Annotated in this window: 14 protein-coding genes; 9 read left to right on the forward strand and 5 right to left on the reverse strand. The window is 62.3% G+C overall.

All coding sequences use genetic code 11. From position 1 onward, the window contains the following. Window positions 1–41 precede the first annotated feature (41 nt). Window positions 42–1,850: a long-chain fatty acid--CoA ligase gene (locus H2510_RS10925; RefSeq protein ID WP_186628340.1), complete on the reverse strand. Its 1,809-nt coding sequence runs from the start codon at window positions 1,848–1,850 to the stop codon at window positions 42–44. A gap of 135 nt (window positions 1,851–1,985) precedes the next feature. Here H2510_RS10925 and H2510_RS10930 point away from each other — a divergent pair, with 135 nt between their 5' ends. The 6 genes from H2510_RS10930 (at window position 1,986) to H2510_RS10955 (ending at window position 6,644) form a co-directional block, all read left to right on the forward strand. Continuing rightward, entirely contained in the window at window positions 1,986–2,378 is a 393-nt protein-coding gene (locus H2510_RS10930) for a polyketide cyclase / dehydrase and lipid transport (RefSeq protein WP_186628341.1), read from the forward strand. A gap of 140 nt (window positions 2,379–2,518) precedes the next feature. Beyond that, a complete protein-coding gene (locus H2510_RS10935) occupies window positions 2,519–2,956 on the forward strand; it encodes an SRPBCC family protein (RefSeq protein WP_088945641.1) in 438 nt (145 codons plus the stop codon). After that, window positions 2,953–4,269, forward strand: a complete 1,317-nt coding sequence (locus H2510_RS10940) for an ArsA family ATPase (protein ID WP_186628495.1) — start codon at window positions 2,953–2,955, stop codon at window positions 4,267–4,269. Before H2510_RS10935 ends, H2510_RS10940 begins: the two co-directional genes overlap by 4 nt. Before the next feature lie 15 nt (window positions 4,270–4,284). Further along, window positions 4,285–4,725: a hypothetical protein gene (locus H2510_RS10945; RefSeq protein WP_186628342.1), complete on the forward strand. Its 441-nt coding sequence runs from the start codon at window positions 4,285–4,287 to the stop codon at window positions 4,723–4,725. 107 nt (window positions 4,726–4,832) lie between these two features. Further along, entirely contained in the window at window positions 4,833–5,807 is a 975-nt protein-coding gene (locus tag H2510_RS10950) for an ROK family protein (protein WP_186628496.1), read from the forward strand. Between the two features lie 108 nt (window positions 5,808–5,915). Then, entirely contained in the window at window positions 5,916–6,644 is a 729-nt protein-coding gene (locus H2510_RS10955) for a 1-acyl-sn-glycerol-3-phosphate acyltransferase (RefSeq protein WP_186628343.1), read from the forward strand. A gap of 11 nt (window positions 6,645–6,655) precedes the next feature. Here the strand turns inward: H2510_RS10955 and H2510_RS10960 are convergent, their stop codons facing one another. Then, window positions 6,656–7,897 carry a glycosyltransferase 87 family protein gene (locus H2510_RS10960; protein WP_397517351.1) on the reverse strand — a complete coding sequence of 414 codons (1,242 nt, stop codon included), beginning with the start codon at window positions 7,895–7,897 and terminating at the stop codon, window positions 6,656–6,658. Between the two features lie 169 nt (window positions 7,898–8,066). Here H2510_RS10960 and H2510_RS10965 point away from each other — a divergent pair, with 169 nt between their 5' ends. After that, on the forward strand, window positions 8,067–8,552 hold the full coding sequence (locus tag H2510_RS10965) for a polyadenylate-specific 3'-exoribonuclease AS (RefSeq protein WP_186628344.1): 486 nt from the start codon (window positions 8,067–8,069) through the stop codon (window positions 8,550–8,552). A gap of 82 nt (window positions 8,553–8,634) precedes the next feature. Then, entirely contained in the window at window positions 8,635–10,020 is a 1,386-nt protein-coding gene (locus H2510_RS10970; RefSeq protein WP_186628345.1) for a class II 3-deoxy-7-phosphoheptulonate synthase, read from the forward strand. 35 nt (window positions 10,021–10,055) lie between these two features. Here H2510_RS10970 and pknB read toward each other — a convergent pair whose 3' ends face one another. Then, the gene (pknB, locus tag H2510_RS10975) at window positions 10,056–12,047 is read right to left on the reverse strand and encodes a Stk1 family PASTA domain-containing Ser/Thr kinase (RefSeq protein ID WP_186628346.1); all 1,992 of its coding nucleotides are present in this window, start codon (window positions 12,045–12,047) and stop codon (window positions 10,056–10,058) included. A gap of 170 nt (window positions 12,048–12,217) precedes the next feature. Here pknB and H2510_RS10980 point away from each other — a divergent pair, with 170 nt between their 5' ends. Then, window positions 12,218–12,589, forward strand: a complete 372-nt coding sequence (locus H2510_RS10980) for an Rv2175c family DNA-binding protein (RefSeq protein WP_186628347.1) — start codon at window positions 12,218–12,220, stop codon at window positions 12,587–12,589. Here H2510_RS10980 and H2510_RS10985 read toward each other — a convergent pair. Beyond that, window positions 12,561–13,595, reverse strand: a complete 1,035-nt coding sequence (locus tag H2510_RS10985) for a phytoene/squalene synthase family protein (protein WP_186628348.1) — start codon at window positions 13,593–13,595, stop codon at window positions 12,561–12,563. The genes H2510_RS10980 and H2510_RS10985 overlap by 29 nt on opposite strands. Then, on the reverse strand, window positions 13,588–15,258 hold the full coding sequence (locus tag H2510_RS10990) for an alpha-(1->6)-mannopyranosyltransferase A (protein WP_186628349.1): 1,671 nt from the start codon (window positions 15,256–15,258) through the stop codon (window positions 13,588–13,590). Before H2510_RS10990 ends, H2510_RS10985 begins: the two co-directional genes overlap by 8 nt. Between the last annotated feature and the right edge of the window lie 58 nt (window positions 15,259–15,316).

The following is a 15,316-nucleotide window of genomic DNA, read 5'->3' on the forward strand; positions in this document are numbered from 1 at the left end:
TCCCTTGTGCGTGTGGTCGGCACAAGGGAACAGGCCGGTGACTACCTGGAGTAGATCGCTTCGACGTCGTCCGCGTAGGTCTTGGTGATCACATTGCGTTTGAGCTTCATCGTCGGTGTCACCTCGCCGGCCTCCTCGGTGAAGTCGTTCGGCAGGATCCGGTACTTCTTGATCCCTTCGGCGTGTGAGACCGACTTGTTTGCCTCATCGATCGCCGCATCGATCTCTGCGATCAGGTCCGGGTCGGTTGCCAGGTCTGCAGCAGACAAATCTGCGGGTTTGGAGTTGCGCGCCTTCCAGCCGGTCAGAGCGTCGGCATCGAGCGTCACCAATGCGCCGATGAACGGCTTCTGATCGCCGACAACGATTGCTTGACTGATCAGGGCATGCGCGCGCAGTTGATCTTCCAGACCTGCGGGAGAGACGTTCTTTCCGCCGGCGGTGACGATCAATTCTTTCTTGCGGCCGGTGATCGTGATGTACCCGTCGGCGTCGAGCGAACCGAGATCGCCGGTACAGAACCATCCGTCATCCAGGGACTCGGCAGTCGCTTCTTCGTTACGCCAGTAGCCGGCGAACACAACAGGGCCGCGCAGTTGAATTTCGCCGTCGGGGGCGATACGGACGGTATTGCCGGGGAGAGGTCGACCGACACTGCCGACGTGTTGATGGCCGATGGTATTCACCGCAAAGGCTGCGCTGGTCTCGGTCAGTCCGTATCCCTCGTAGATCGGTACCCCGATTCCGCGATAGAAGTGGCCGAGTCGTGCGCCGAGCGGAGCGCCGCCGGAGATCGCCAGCTTGCAGTTACCGCCTAGAGCCGCACGGAGTTTCGAGTACACGAGCTTGTCGAACACTGCATGCTTGACTCGAAGTACGACTCCGGTGGAGCCTTCGTCCTTCGACTGGCTCCACGCGACAGCTGTGTCGGCGGCCGCGTCGAAAATCCTTCCCTTGCCGTCGGCATGTGCCTTCTGTCGGGCAGTGTTGAATACTTTCTCGAACACGCGGGGCACCGACAAGATGAAATCTGGCTTGAACGACCCGAACGTGGCAACGAGGTTGGGGATGTCGTTCGTGTGGCCGACAGTCGTCCCCGCATCGAAGGCTGCAATCGTGACGGCGCGGGCCAACACGTGCGCGAGCGGCAGGAACATCAGGGTCCGCGTGCCACCTCTCAGCAGTGACTTCAGCGACGTCTCGCGGATTCCCTTGGACTCCGCAAGGAGATTGGCATGGGTGAGCTGCACGCCCTTGGGACGGCCAGTAGTGCCCGAGGTATAGATGAGGGTCGCCGGATCGGACGAACGTAGGGCAGCGACACGTGCTTCGACCACGCTGTCGGCAGTGGCCGCACCGAGTTCGATCAATTCGTGGATCGCGCCGGTATCGGCGGTTGTGCCGTCCACCTGGAACGTCCTACGTACCGTCTTCGAGGCTGCGACGACATCGGCGGCTTCGTCGCGATGCTGCTTGTTTTCCAGCACGAGCAGAACCGGCTCGGCGTCGGACAGGATCCACTCGACCTGATTGGCAGATGATGTCTCGTAAATCGGAACTGTAACGCCGCCTGCGGCCCAGATCGCGTAGTCGAGCACCGACCATTCGTAGCGCGTCGAGGACATCAGTGCGACGCGATCACCCTGCTCGACTCCGGAGGCAATCAGGCCTTTGGCAACCGATACGACCTGAGTCGCGAACTGCTCGGCAGTGACGTCGGTCCAACTGCCGTTCTCTTGGCGGAGAAACGCCACCGACTCGGGTGCCGTAGCCCGGCGGGTGAAAACGGAATCGACTGCCGATTCCCCGTCCTCGACTTTGAATCGGGCGGGCACAGTGAACTCACGCACGGGGGTACCTCCAACAACGGATCGGTTAGCTCTACTCACGAGTAGCTCGGATTGTTTGTACTGTAGTCCGGCATTCTGGAGCAGTTCGACCGCCTCAGGTGCGGCGCCGCGAAAGATATATGTGAAGCTCTTTCGATGAGCAGTATCCATGTAGCGGATCAAACCTTCATTGCTGTCCCGGGCGCGCGCGTCTCCGAGGCGATGGCGCCGAGAGATCGTTGGCGGTCGTGGTGGCCTGACCTGCGGATCGAGGTGTCCGAAGATCGTGCCGACAAAGGCATCCGTTGGACGATCGACGGAGCGCTGACGGGGACGATGGAAGTGTGGCTCGAGGAAATCCCGGTCCTCGACGGCGTTATCGTCCATTATTTTCTGCACGCAGAACCACCAGCTGGGCGAGAGGGACTCGACCTTGTCGGCGAGAACCGCAGGCGAAGGATTGCCGGAAAGTCGATGGCATTCGCGCTCAAGCGTGAATTGGAGGCAGGCCGCGCTGCGGGCGAGCGTCCGGATCACGCGCGAACCTAGAGGCGAAGGCGCGCTCTCTTGCGGTCCCCGTTGTGCGGACCGTAGGCGATCGTGTGTGATGAGGGGCGTCGACGGCGTGCGCCGACGCCCGGCGAGAGAAGTCCATCGACAACAAATGAGAGAGGAAGCGGACCAACAGCATGGCCGAGAAAACTCAGAGGTCGATTACTGTCGACGCTCCGTCCGCACAGGTAATGGACGTGATCGCAGACTTCGACGCGTATCCGTCCTGGGTCTCGGCAGCGAAGTCCGTGGAGGTGCTCGCTACCGGCTCGAACGGTCGAGCGGACCGCGTGAAGTTCGTCCTGGACGCTGGAATGGTCAAGGACACCTACGAACTTCGTTACGACTGGGCGCCGGATGGAATGGCGGTGGCGTGGGAGCTCGTATCGGGTGAAATGCAGAAGTCGCAGTCGGGGTCGTACACGTTGAAGGACGCCGGCGAGGGACGGACCGATGTCGTCTACGAGTTGACGGTAGATCTGAATATTCCGATGATCGGGTTGTTCAAGCGCAAAGCGGAGAAGGTCATCACCGATACCGCGCTCAAAGAGCTGAAGAAGCGAGTCGAAGGCTGAGCGAGGCTCGCGCCGACGCCCGCACCAAGGTCCGACTGTTCGTCGGCAAGGGCGGAGCGGGCAAGACGACGCTTGCTGCCAAGGCGGCGATCGAGGACGCCAGGTCGGGGCGTCGAGTGCTGGTGGTGTCTTTCGATCAGGCACATTCGCTGCTCGATGTTCTCGGACGCCCAGCCCTGGATGGTTCGACGCCACCGGTCGTCAACAGGCCCCGATCTGTGGCCGAGAGACTCGATGTTCTCGAGATGAATACTTTGGCGCTACTGGAGGCGAGTTACCGATCGATCTCTGCCATGGCGTCGTTGGCAGGAACGGGTCACGAACACGGCGTCCGCTTCGGCGGTATCGACCCTGAAGAGATTGTCGGCGCGCCCGGAGCCCAGGACCTCCTAGGGTTGCATCGGCTGGTCGAACTGGTGGACGAAAGAACCTGGGACACAATATTCGTCGACCTTCCGGCAACCGCTGATGCATTGCGTACCCTGGCGCTTCCAGACCTGCTGTGTGGCTATTTGGAACGCCTCTGGCCCCAACACGATCGGGTCGTCGCGGGGACCGGAACGGACCCACGTCTGACTGTTCTGGTCGCGGTGATGGAACGCGTCCTCGCAGACGCTGACGCAGTTCGTGAGCTGTTGTTCGATCACCGGCGAACGACGGCGACAATCGTTCTCACACCGGATTCGGTCGGGGTCGCGGAGGCCCGTCGGACCATGTCCGCGGCTGCATTGATGGGGTTGCCGGTCGGCGAGGTGATCGTCAACAAGGTTCTGCCCGAGCTGAATTCGTCGTCGATCGGGCTTGTAGGTGTGCACCCGGCGGTATTCTGGTTCGAGAGTTGGCGCGAAGCCCAGCAGGCCTGCCTTGCCGACGTCGAGCAGCTTGCCCAGGATTGTTCGTTGCTGATCGTGGAACAAAGTGCAGAGGAACCGGTAGGGTTGGCATCTCTCGGCGCGCTGGAAACTCGGGTGGGTGTCGTCACAATCTCCAACCAAGCGGGGTCCAACCAAGCGGGGTCCAACCAAGCGGGTGGGACAGGTGCCGCACGCCAGTTCGAGAAACCAGTGGTGGCGCACGAGTCGGGATCGGGGCTGGAGTCGGTGTACACGATGACGATGCGTCTACCGGTCGTGGACCCGTCGACGGTCAGTCTCGGGCGAGTGGAGGACGACGTGATCATCGGTGCCGACGGAACCCGCAAGCGAGTTCGCCTGGCTTCGGTTCTGCGTCGTTGTGTAGTTCTCGGTGCCGAGTTCGAATCCGGTAATCTCGTGGTCCGTTTCCGGCCCGATCCGGCCTTGTGGCCGGCCTGAAAGGTGACGCTGTAGATGACCACCGAGCATTCCGACGTCGCAGCCGAGCTGTGGGCGTTGGCAGAAACTGTGCTCACACGCGTCGAGCCGATGCTTCGCCAAGCCGTCACCGATCAACAGGACCGCCCACGTCAGGGATGCAGTTGGTGCCCGGTGTGTGCACTGTCTGCGTTGATCAGGGGCGAGCAGCACGATCTACTCACCGTGCTCGCGACCGAGGGTGCCACCGTCATCGCAATGATCCGGCAATTGGTTGCCGAGCACATGGATGGTCCGGCGTCGCAAGCGACGCACGCCTCGACAGCGACAACCCAGGACCCAGGAGCTGACACCGACACCGGCGGGCATGGTCAGGATCACCCGACGGGTCAGGCTGATGCACAGGACACGGAAGAGCCGGTAGTTCGACGAGGGGGATTCGTACCGATTACCGTCACTGTCAAGGATCCGATGTAGTCCGATCGGGACAGCTGCGGGATTCGAGAACTGGAAGATCCGGTGGGAGTCGGTAAAGAGCGTCGATGTCGATTTTCGGGGGCTGGGCGGCACTGGAAAGGTCAGCAATGAAGCGGCATCGGGAATTGCTCACCATCGGCATCGATGTCGGTGGTACCAGCCTGCGTGCCTCCGTCGTCGACTCGTCCGGTCAGGTCATCGATTCCGCCCAGTCGCCGACGCCTCATTCGGCCGCCGCTCTCGAGCACGGTCTCGATCGAGCTGTCCAGGAACTGGCTGGCCGACACTCTGTTTCCGCGGTAGGGCTTGCGGTCGCCGGGTTCATCGATTCCGACCGAACCTCGGTACGATTCGCGCCGCACCTGCCGTGGATCGACACTCCGGTGGCCAGTCAGATGAGCGAGCGCATTGGGTTGCCGGTTCTTCTCGAACACGATGCCAATGCGGCCGCATGGGCCGAATATCGTTTCGGTGCGGCGGCAGGCGGTCGGAACGTGGTGATGGTGTCGATAGGGACGGGAATCGGAGCCGCACTCCTGATCGATGGTCGCATCTATCGAGGTAGCTATGGTGTCGCACCGGAGCTGGGGCACATCCAGGTCGTTCCCGACGGTCGCGCCTGCCCGTGCGGAAAGCGCGGATGCTGGGAACGGTATTGCAGCGGAACTGCGCTCGTCGATACTGCCGTCGAGTTTCTTGCTTCGGACCAAGCGTCGTCCACAATCTTGGCACGCGAGGTTTTTCTCGATCCGGGATCACTGACCGGCCGCCGGATCGCGTCCGCTGCGCAGGACGGTGACGAGATCGCGCGGCGCACGATGGCCGACTTCGCACGTTGGCTCGGGGTCGGTCTTTCCCTGGTCAGCGACGTCTACGATCCGGATTTGATCGTCATCGCAGGCGGGGTAGCGACTTCGTCGAGTCAGTTCTTGGATGAGGCGCGGGGCCACCATGCGCGACTTGTCACCGGTGCAGGTCACCGGCCGCTTGCGCGGATCGCGAGCACACAGCTCGGTGAGGCCGCAGGCATGATCGGTGCGGCGGACCTTGCACGTTCGGAATTTCTGGTCGATGCGCGTTAGCTGCGTGTGACCTCTGTCGCGGCGTCCGAGTTGTTGTGGCTGGCACCATAACGGGTAGGTAGAGTCAACCTCGAATCCGCAGCGAAGACTCGAATCAGGAAGGACGCCATGTGGTACTGGCTGTTCAAGTACGTATTCATCGGTCCTATCCTGATTGCGATGGGCAGACCTACAGTCGAAGGCGCCGAGAACATCCCGGCCCGAGGACCGGTAATTCTGGCCAGTAACCACCAGGCAGTTCTCGATTCCTTCTATCTCCCGTTGAAGGTGCAGCGACGAATCACGTTCCTGGCCAAGAGTGAATACTTCACAGGTTCGGGACTCAAGGGCGCATTCCAGAGGTGGTTCTTCACAGCGGTCGGTCAGGTTCCGATCGACCGGACGGGTGCCGATGCTGCACAGGATGCGCTCAATGCCGGCGCTCGGGTAATCGCCAAGGGCAAACTGCTCGGCATCTATCCGGAGGGCACACGCTCACCGGATGGAAGGCTGTACAAGGGCAAGACCGGTATGGCCCGACTGGCGCTGGAGACCGGAGTACAGGTGGTGCCGGTCGCGATGATCGGAACCGACAAGATGAATCCCATCGGTTCGAGGATCTGGAAGCCGTCGAAAGTCACCATCAAGATCGGTAAGCCGATCGATTTTTCTCGCTTCGAGGGTATGGCGGGTAATCGGTTCGTCGAGCGAGCGGTGACCGACGAAGTGATGTACGACCTGATGTTGCTGTCCGGTCAAGAGTACGTCGACGTCTACGCCGCATCCCTGAAGAATGCCCCGGTAGCGCCCGTGGCCGGCATCGACCCCGAGCGCGTCCCGGACTCCAAAGCGAGCTGAGCTCGCCGACGTCAGTCGGCCGGTGTCGGCTCGGTCGGCGGGAGTTCGTATGAGCTGCTCGTGGCCTTCCTCTGTGAGGTTTTCCAGGTAGAGAAGGCCACAGTGGCTATTGCTGCGATTCCCCACCAAACGTACGAGGACGCTGCCAGCTGGTCCCATAACGGCCACCCGAGGCCGGAGGTGCGACCTGGCGCGAGGCGCCAATGCGGCGCGAAATGGAACAGTACGAGGCCGATGCCGACCAGGAACGCCAGCCAGGTGCTTCGCTGACGGTAGGCATAGGTCGCAAGTGCAACGAGGAACGGCACGACCCACACCCAATGGTGCGACCACGAGATCGGCGAAACAAGCAGCCCGAGAACGGCGTTCACTCCGAGTGCGATGGCCGTGAGATCGGCCTGGAACGCTTTCCGCATAGCGAGCGCGGTAAGTACGAGCGCACCGAACGACAGCGCGATCCACAGCGCCGACCTCAACGAGTCGTCGAGTCCGAGCCGTGCAAGAACTCCGGTGATGCTCTGGTTCGCTGGGTAGGCAGGTTTTCCGATTCGGTCGGAGTCGATCAGGGTGTGGGTCCAGTATTCGACCGAATCGGACATTGTCGCCAGAAAGCCGATGGCTGTGAATGCTGCAAAGCTCACGCCCGCTACGACGGCAGCCCGAAAGTCTTTCCGGATCAGGAAGAAAAGGACGAATACAGCGGGCGTCAGCTTCACGGCTGCGACGAATCCGATGAGGACACCACGAGGCCATGGAGTCTTCTTCGGCAGACAATCCGCGGCAACGAACACCATCAGAATGATGTTGATTTGTCCGTAGTCGAGTGTGGAGAAGACGGGCTCGAGAATCATCGACACCGCGAAGACTGCGCCGGCTGTCCACACCAACAAGGCTTTGGGTGAGTACCCGAGAGACACCAGCGTCAGCACGATTGTGGTCACCAGCAGCGCCAAAGACAGTGCAGTTACCACGATGCCGGCCCAGTAGAGCGAAATCATCGACAATGGGCTGAAAAGGACCGCAGCAATCGGGGGATAGGTGAACGGGAGAGTGTTCCCCAGCGCGGTGGCGGGCATCTGACCGTACAGCGGTGATCCCGAGGCGAAGATGCCGCCGCCGATCCGATAGACGTCCAAATCGATTCTGTAGTAGTCACCCAGAACGTCGAGCCCACGAAGGCCGGGCAGCGCGAACAAGTTGTAGGCGATTCCCGCAGCGATGCCCGCAGCGACTGCGATGCACGAGATCACCACGGCTGTCGTTCGGGCAACCGAGGCCGTGGATCGGACTCCGTTCGCCGGCGTGGCGGTGCCGTCGACGCCGGTATCGATCGGGTTGGAGGTCTCGGGAGGTGTCAACGGGAGTTCCTTCTGACGGCGGGCGATCTTTGTCGGCGCTACCGCCGGGTCTAGTGTGTCCTGCGTGCGCTACTTCTACGACACCGAGTTCATCGAGGATGGTCGCACAATCGAGCTCGTCTCGATCGCTGTGGTCTCCGAGGATGGCCGCGAGTTCTATGCAGTCTCCTCCGAGTTCGATCCCTCCCGCGCCGGCAAATGGGTTCGGCGGAATGTCCTGCCCAAGCTGCCACCGTACTCGTCGCCGCTGTGGAAGGGCAGGTCCCGAATTCGCGACGAACTGCTCGAGTTCCTGGTGCCGTACCCGGGTGCCGAGGTGGAGTTGTGGGCCTGGGTGGCTGCCTACGACCACGTCGCACTGTGCCAACTCTGGGGATCGATGACCGAACTGCCGAGGTCGCTGCCGAGATTCAGCCGCGAGCTCCGGCAACATTGGGAAGATCGAGGAAGCCCGGTATTGCCTGCGGTCCCCGATGACGCCCACGACGCACTTGCCGACGCGCGGCACAACCTCGCGAAGTTCATCGCTATCGAGGCCGCGTCGGCCTGATTCGGACTGGATATGTGTTCTCGGCGGTCCGGACGGGCAACCCGTCGGAGACCACGCTGCGGTCAGCGAATATCCTAGGTACGTGAACTGGACTGTCGACGTACCCATCGACCGCTTGCCCGAACTTCCTCCGCTGTCTCCGACGTTGCGCTCTCAGTTGGACGACGCGCTGGCCAAGCCAGCGGCGCAACAGCCGCAGTGGGACCCGGAGCAGGCAGCCGACATGCGCAAGGTGCTCGAGAGCGTCCCGCCGATCACTGTTGCGGGCGAGGTCGAGGCGTTGTCTGAAAAGCTGGCCGCCGTCGCGCGTGGTGAGGCATTCTTGCTGCAGGGTGGCGACTGCGCGGAGACTTTCGCCGACAACACCGAGCCGCACATCAAGGGCAATATCCGTACGCTCCTGCAGATGGCCGTCGTCCTCACCTACGGCGCGAGCATGCCCGTGGTGAAGGTGGCGCGAATCGCGGGACAGTACGCAAAGCCGCGGTCGGCCAATACCGACGCACTCGGACTGCTGTCCTACCGCGGAGACATGGTGAACTCGTTGGTAGCCGACGAGGCAGTGCGAGGCCACGACCCATCGCGACTGGTCCGTGCGTACGCAAACGCAAGTGCTGCGATGAACCTCGTGCGAGCGCTGACCGGTGCCGGAATGGCGGATCTGCACAAGGTCCACGACTGGAACCGTGAATTCGTCGCCAACTCGCCGGCAGGTGCGCGCTACGAAGCCCTCGCAGGCGAGATCGATCGAGGCCTGCGCTTCATGGACGCATGCGGCGTAAAAGACCCGAACCTGCACACCGCGCAGATCTATGCGAGTCACGAAGCGCTGGTGCTCGACTACGAGCGCGCGATGCTACGGCTCGACAACACCGACGATCACCCCAAGCTCTACGACCTATCGGCGCATTTCTTGTGGATCGGCGATCGCACGCGGCAACTCGACGGTGCCCACATCGCACTGGCAGAACTCATCTCGAACCCCATCGGCTTGAAGATCGGGCCGAGCACTACCCCCGAGATGGCCGTGGAATACGTCGAACGACTCGACCCCACGAACAAGCCGGGACGGCTGACTCTCATTTCGCGCATGGGCAACGGCAAAGTGCGCGATTTGCTGCCCCCGATCATCGAGAAGGTGCAAGCAACAGGGCACCAGGTCATCTGGCAGTGCGATCCGATGCATGGCAACACTCACGAGGCGTCGACCGGATACAAGACACGTCACTTCGACAGGATCGTCGACGAGGTTCAAGGATTCTTCGAGATCCACAACGGGCTCGGCACACATCCCGGCGGTATTCACGTCGAACTGACCGGTGACAACGTGACCGAATGCCTCGGTGGCGCACAGGATATCTCCGACCTCGACCTCTCCGGCCGTTACGAGACAGCATGTGATCCCCGGCTGAACACACAGCAGTCGCTCGAGCTTGCGTTCCTGGTGGCGGAGATGTTGCGCGGCTGAGGCCTCGCGTGATCGTCTCCACTCTCACCTTGCGATCAGGGGAGGGAGACGACCGACACCGACGAGCCCGGGGCCACTCTGGACCCTGGGCTCGGGTTCTGTGTGATGACCAGCGAGCCGTCGGTGTCGACTACTTGCCGAACCTGGACACCGAGTTCGAGCCGTTCGAGCGTGCCCCGAGCAGATCCCACCGAGCGCCCGAGTAGCGACGGGACGGTGATCGCATTGGATACCTTCAGCGTCACCGTGCTGCCGGCGTTGACGGTCCCCCCGATCGCAGGGTCGGTGGCAATTACCTTCCCGCCGTCGGTCGCCTTGTCGAAGGCCAACTGGGTCGCCGAGACGGATATACCGACGGTGGCCAGCTCGGCAGTTGCCTCCTCCGCAGACTTACCGGCGACGTCCGGAATCGTCACTGGGGGAGCGCCTTTCGATCGCAAGACCTTGACGGTGTCGCCGACGGACAGGACGGTGCCAGGTGAGGGATCCAGCGCCGCGACGGCACCGACCGGCACGGTCGTGCTGAACGTTTCGCCTCCGTCGGCGGGCACGAAGGTGCGATCGCGGAGCTGGCGCTGCATATCGCCGACAGCGGTGTTCGGAGCGACGTCGGGGACGGTCGGCGCCCCGAGGGAGACGAGTAGAAAAACTTCCTCACCCTTGGTGAGGCGTGAGCCGGAGCCAGGATCTGTTCCGATGAGGGTGTCGAGCGGCGCACTGTCGGAATACGTGCCGCGAGTAGTGCTCGTCAACCCTGCGGATTCGAGCGTGTTCGCGGCGGCTGCGATGTCCAACCCCTCCACGACGGGTACCGAGGTGTACCGTCCGGACCCCATCCACCAGCCACCGAACCCGACCAGTACCGCCAGCAACGCCACGATGGTGAGCCAGATGATGATCGTTCTTCGTGACCGTTGCTTGTCCGCGTCGAAATCTGGAAACTGGTATTGGCGACGGCCTACCGGAGCGGGCTGCGGGGTGTCGTCGTGGTCGTACTCCGGCCTCGAGGTCGGGGCCGTCTGGACGCGGGTGTGATGGACACCGTCGGCCTGCGGTAGGGCTACTACCTCCGTGGCAGGGGCCTGCGGCTCGTGACGCGCTCCGGCGAATGTGGTCGGAGCACCCATCGCGGCTGCGCTGCTGTGTTCGGCAGAGCGCCTGGGTGCGGGAACCCGATACGAAGGCAGTTCGAGCCGTGCGCAAACGCTCGCCAACGCGCGGGCCATCTCGTCGGCGTTCTGGAATCGACCCGCCGGATCGCGGACCGTGGCGTGGCGGACCAGATCGTCGAATTCTTCAGGTACCCCCGCGATGATCTCGCTGGGGCGGGGGACGTCGTTGTCGATGCGTTGGTAGGCAATGGAGAGCGAGGTGTCTCCAGTGAAAGGCGTCCGGCCGGTAAGTAGCTCGAACAGCACAACCCCGACACCGAAAACGTCGCTGCCGGCATTGGCCGAACCGGTGGTCACCTGCTCGGGGGACAAGTAGGCCGCAGTGCCGAGAATGACACTGCTGGACGTCGTATTCGACGCTGCGACGGCTCGAACGAGCCCGAAGTCGGCGATCTTTACGTCACCGGAGTCCGAGATGAGGATGTTCTCGGGCTTGACGTCGCGATGGACGAGTCCGGCGCGATGCGCTGTTCCGAGCGCCTCGAGCACCGGCCGTACGACGGCAGCTGCGGCATGCGGGGGCATCGGGCCGCGTTCACGGAGCAGTTCGCGCAGCGTTCCGCCTTCGACCAACTCCATGACGAGAAATGCGAACTCGCCGTCGCGTCCGTGGTCGTAGACGGCGACGAGGCCCGGATTGGTCAGCCTGGCCACCGCTCGTGCCTCGAACTCGAAGCGGGCGACGAATTGAGGATCCGCGGCGAACGCGGGATCCATTATCTTCACTGCCACCGGCCGATCCAAGCGTGTATCGAGCGCTCGGTACACCGTCGACATTCCACCGCGGGCGATCGGTGCGTCGATTCGGTAGCGCCGGTCCAGCAACGAACCTACCGACACGGACCCTCCGGTCATCACCGTGGAGCACCTCATTTCACTTTTCTTCAAGACGGAATCGATGATAAACAGCGTAGATATCGACACTGTCTCGCAGCACGACGTGTCGCCTAGCGGGATTCTCTGCGGGCGCCGGTCCTGCAGCAGTGCTTTTCGTATACGAGCTCGAACCCGTTAACGTTACCGGAGTGAGCACAATCCCTTATTCCGACGATGTCCTCGACCCGTCCGTCTCCCTGCTGCAGCTGGCGGATGTCAGCAAGGTTCTCGAAGTGCCGAAGGCCAGAGTCGAGCAGATGCTCCGCGACCGCCAGCTCCTCGCAATCAAGCGGAACAGGGTTCCCGGTGTCCCCGAAGTATTTCTCGACGCCCGTAACGGTCAGATCGTCAAAGGTCTGCCGGGGCTCCTGGCGGTATTGCACGATGGCGGGTATCAGGACGAGGAAATTTTGAAGTGGCTGTTCGAGGAGGACCCGAGTCTTCCCGGAACTCCCGCCGAAGCACTGCACGGGGATTTGATGCGAGAGGTCATCAGGCGCGCTCAAGCGATGGCCTTCTGAGCCGCGCCCTTTCGCGAACCACGTTCCATCCGGTGGCGGCCAATCTCGGCGCCGCAACCGATATTCGACGCCATTGCGGAACCCGGGCGCGTTCGATGAGCACCCGGTAGCCGCCATCTTCGACTTCACGAAGGATCCCTCCGTACAGCAGCAAGGCCGTGCGCATTCCTGGCTGGACGGAGGGTGCCAACATGTCGATTCCTGGTTCGGCGTCCCGATAGACCGCCCGGGTGTGTGCGATGAGGTGGGCCAACGCTCGATCTACCCGGGCGTCGGTTCGACCTGATTGCCGACACGCTCGCAGTAGCTCCTCGTCGACGCCGAACGCTTCCAGTTCGTCTGTCGGAAGGTAGATCCGGTCGCGATCGAGATCCTCGCCCATATCGCGAATGAAGTTCGTCAGCTGGAAAGCTTCACCGAGTGCTGCAGCAGGGCGTACCGCGTCGGCGATGTTTGTCGAGGTGCCGAGGATCGGAAGCATCTCCAGACCGATTACTGCGGCGGAGCCGTACATGTATTCGTCCAGCTCGGCCATCGTCCGATAGCGGGACTTGAACATCGGTGTGCCCGGGATGTCCATGCGCATGGAGTGGAGAAACGCAAAGTAGTACTCGTGCGGGATGGAGTATCGAGCTGTGGTGTCCGCCAACGCTTGTAGCACTCTGTCCGATCGGCTCGATCCCAAGACGGCGCCGCCGAGAGCGTTGCGGACCCGCTGCTCGAGGACATCGAGCTTGGCGGCGGCATCGCGATCGGATTGTGACACCGTGGTCCCGATCGGGGCGGCGGCGGGCGCCTCGAGCTCGACGTCGGCCGAGTTCACGTCCACATCGACGATATCGTCGACCATTCGAGCAAAGCCGTACAGCGCGTGCACTCCTGCCCGCTTGTCGCTGGGAAGCAGGCGCGTGGCGAGGAAGTAAGTCTTTCCGTGCTGCGCGTTCAGGTCACGGCACAGGCGATATGCGTCGTGCAGGGCCGGGTCGATAGCGTCTAGTTCACCCATGGTCCGCTTTGCTCACTTCGGTGTTCTCGGCTGGAGTGTCCGATTCGATCGTGGGTGTGTGGTCGGTGTGTCCGGCACGCAGTCGCAGGGGGTCGACTCGGGTGAGGGAAAGCCCTGCCACTATAGCTGCGAACGTTGCGAGCGCGACGTGAGCGAAAGTGTAGAGGCCGATCGATCCGTCGGGCCTGAATACGAGCATCAGCCACGTCGATAGCCCGACAAGGATCATCAGGGTTCGTGTCGACAGTGCGAAACCTGCTGCAAGCGCCAACGGCCACGAGTAATACCAGGGCAGTGCGGCAGGGGAGAGCACGACGATTGCAACGAGCGCGATGACGATTCCCTTGACGGCATCACGCTCGGTCTTGCGGTACAGCCACCAGGTACCGACGATGATGACAGCAAGGGCGATGGCGCACAGCATGCGAGTCACATCGAGGACAGGCCCGAGGCGAACATCGAGGAACCAGGACGTGCTGATCGTGGTGAGATGAGCCAGAATCGTAGGCAGCGACAGCCAATTGATGATTTTCGCGGAACCGGACAGTGCGGTGAGCCAGCCTATTCCAACGCCGGCGATGGCGGAGGTGATGACGAAGACTGCTGCAAAGACAGCGGCGCCGATCCCTGCGGTCTTCGCGAATGCTGCGATCGGTGACAGCGGCGTCCGATTCTCTTGGATCGCCCGCTCGCGCTCGTGAATCATCCAGATCCACACCATGAATGGCAATGCAAGACCTGCCGTGGCCTTGATGGCAACGGCCAAGGCGACAAGTGCAACACCACCGACGTGATGCCGCTCGAGAACCAGCACGATGCCGGCGGTCATCAAGCCGACCATCAGCAGCTCGTTGTGGACACCGCCGATCAAGTGGACCAGAACGAGAGGATTGAGTACCGCCAACCACAGAGCCAGCGGTGCCGAGCCGCCGAGGTGACGGGCGAGTCGTGGGACAGCCCATACCATCAGTGCCAGACCAGGGAGCATCGTGATGCGGAGCAGCATCGTGCCGGCAATGACGTTGTCACCGGTGATGCTGGTGATCGCCTGACCGAGGAGGAGAAACAGCGGCCCATAAGGAGCGGTCGTCGTGGTCCAGACGTTACTGACGTTGTCCAGGAGAATGCCCGGGTTGGCTACGGGCCCGACGCCATAGGGGTCGAATCCGTCGCGCAGCAGGGCGCCTTGCGCGAGGTAGGAAAATGCGTCTCGGCTGAACATCGGCACCGCGAACAGAAGAGGGGCTGTCCAGGCGGGGACGATCCAGCGGAGCTCTCCCAAGGTGGTGCGACCGCCGAGTGTGGCACGTCCCAGACGGACCCACGCGATGATCATCAGCAGGACGCCGATCCAGACGATGATGCTCGACAGGACTAGGCCGTGGCCGAATCGAAGCCAAGACAAATGCATCGACTCGAGCAGTGGATCGCGTCTTCGCACGCTGCCTGCACCGAACCCACCGAACGTGATGAGCACTGAACCGACCAAACCCAGGACGGCCGAGTGTCCTTCTGGACTCCGCAGGAACAGCGTCACCGTCCGAAGACGAGAGGTATGCAGTCCGGTGCCGACACGGACCGTGTCGGCTGAAGATTGCTCAGTTGCTGCGGGATCTTCTCCCGCGGTACCCGAGGCGGTGGAACTCGACGAGACCGAAGACATGAGTCGGGTCACTCTCCTCTCGGGGACGAAATTGCCGGCGTGGCGGGTGCGAACGCTG

Source organism: Rhodococcus sp. BP22 (genome assembly GCF_014281965.1).
Lineage (GTDB): Bacteria > Actinomycetota > Actinomycetes > Mycobacteriales > Mycobacteriaceae > Rhodococcoides.

What these genes read in the sequence shown, in the direction of transcription:
- H2510_RS10935 (WP_088945641.1), top strand. Translation starts at nt 2,519, where the DNA reads ATGGCCGAGAAAACTCAGAGGTCGATTACTGTCGACGCTCCGTCCGCA.
- H2510_RS10990 (WP_186628349.1), bottom strand. Translation starts at nt 15,258, where the DNA reads ATGTCTTCGGTCTCGTCGAGTTCCACCGCCTCGGGTACCGCGGGAGAA.
- H2510_RS10950 (WP_186628496.1), top strand. Translation starts at nt 4,833, where the DNA reads ATGAAGCGGCATCGGGAATTGCTCACCATCGGCATCGATGTCGGTGGT.
- H2510_RS10930 (WP_186628341.1), top strand. Translation starts at nt 1,986, where the DNA reads ATGAGCAGTATCCATGTAGCGGATCAAACCTTCATTGCTGTCCCGGGC.
- H2510_RS10985 (WP_186628348.1), bottom strand. Translation starts at nt 13,595, where the DNA reads ATGGGTGAACTAGACGCTATCGACCCGGCCCTGCACGACGCATATCGC.
- pknB (WP_186628346.1), bottom strand. Translation starts at nt 12,047, where the DNA reads ATGACCGGAGGGTCCGTGTCGGTAGGTTCGTTGCTGGACCGGCGCTAC.
- H2510_RS10945 (WP_186628342.1), top strand. Translation starts at nt 4,285, where the DNA reads ATGACCACCGAGCATTCCGACGTCGCAGCCGAGCTGTGGGCGTTGGCA.
- H2510_RS10955 (WP_186628343.1), top strand. Translation starts at nt 5,916, where the DNA reads ATGTGGTACTGGCTGTTCAAGTACGTATTCATCGGTCCTATCCTGATT.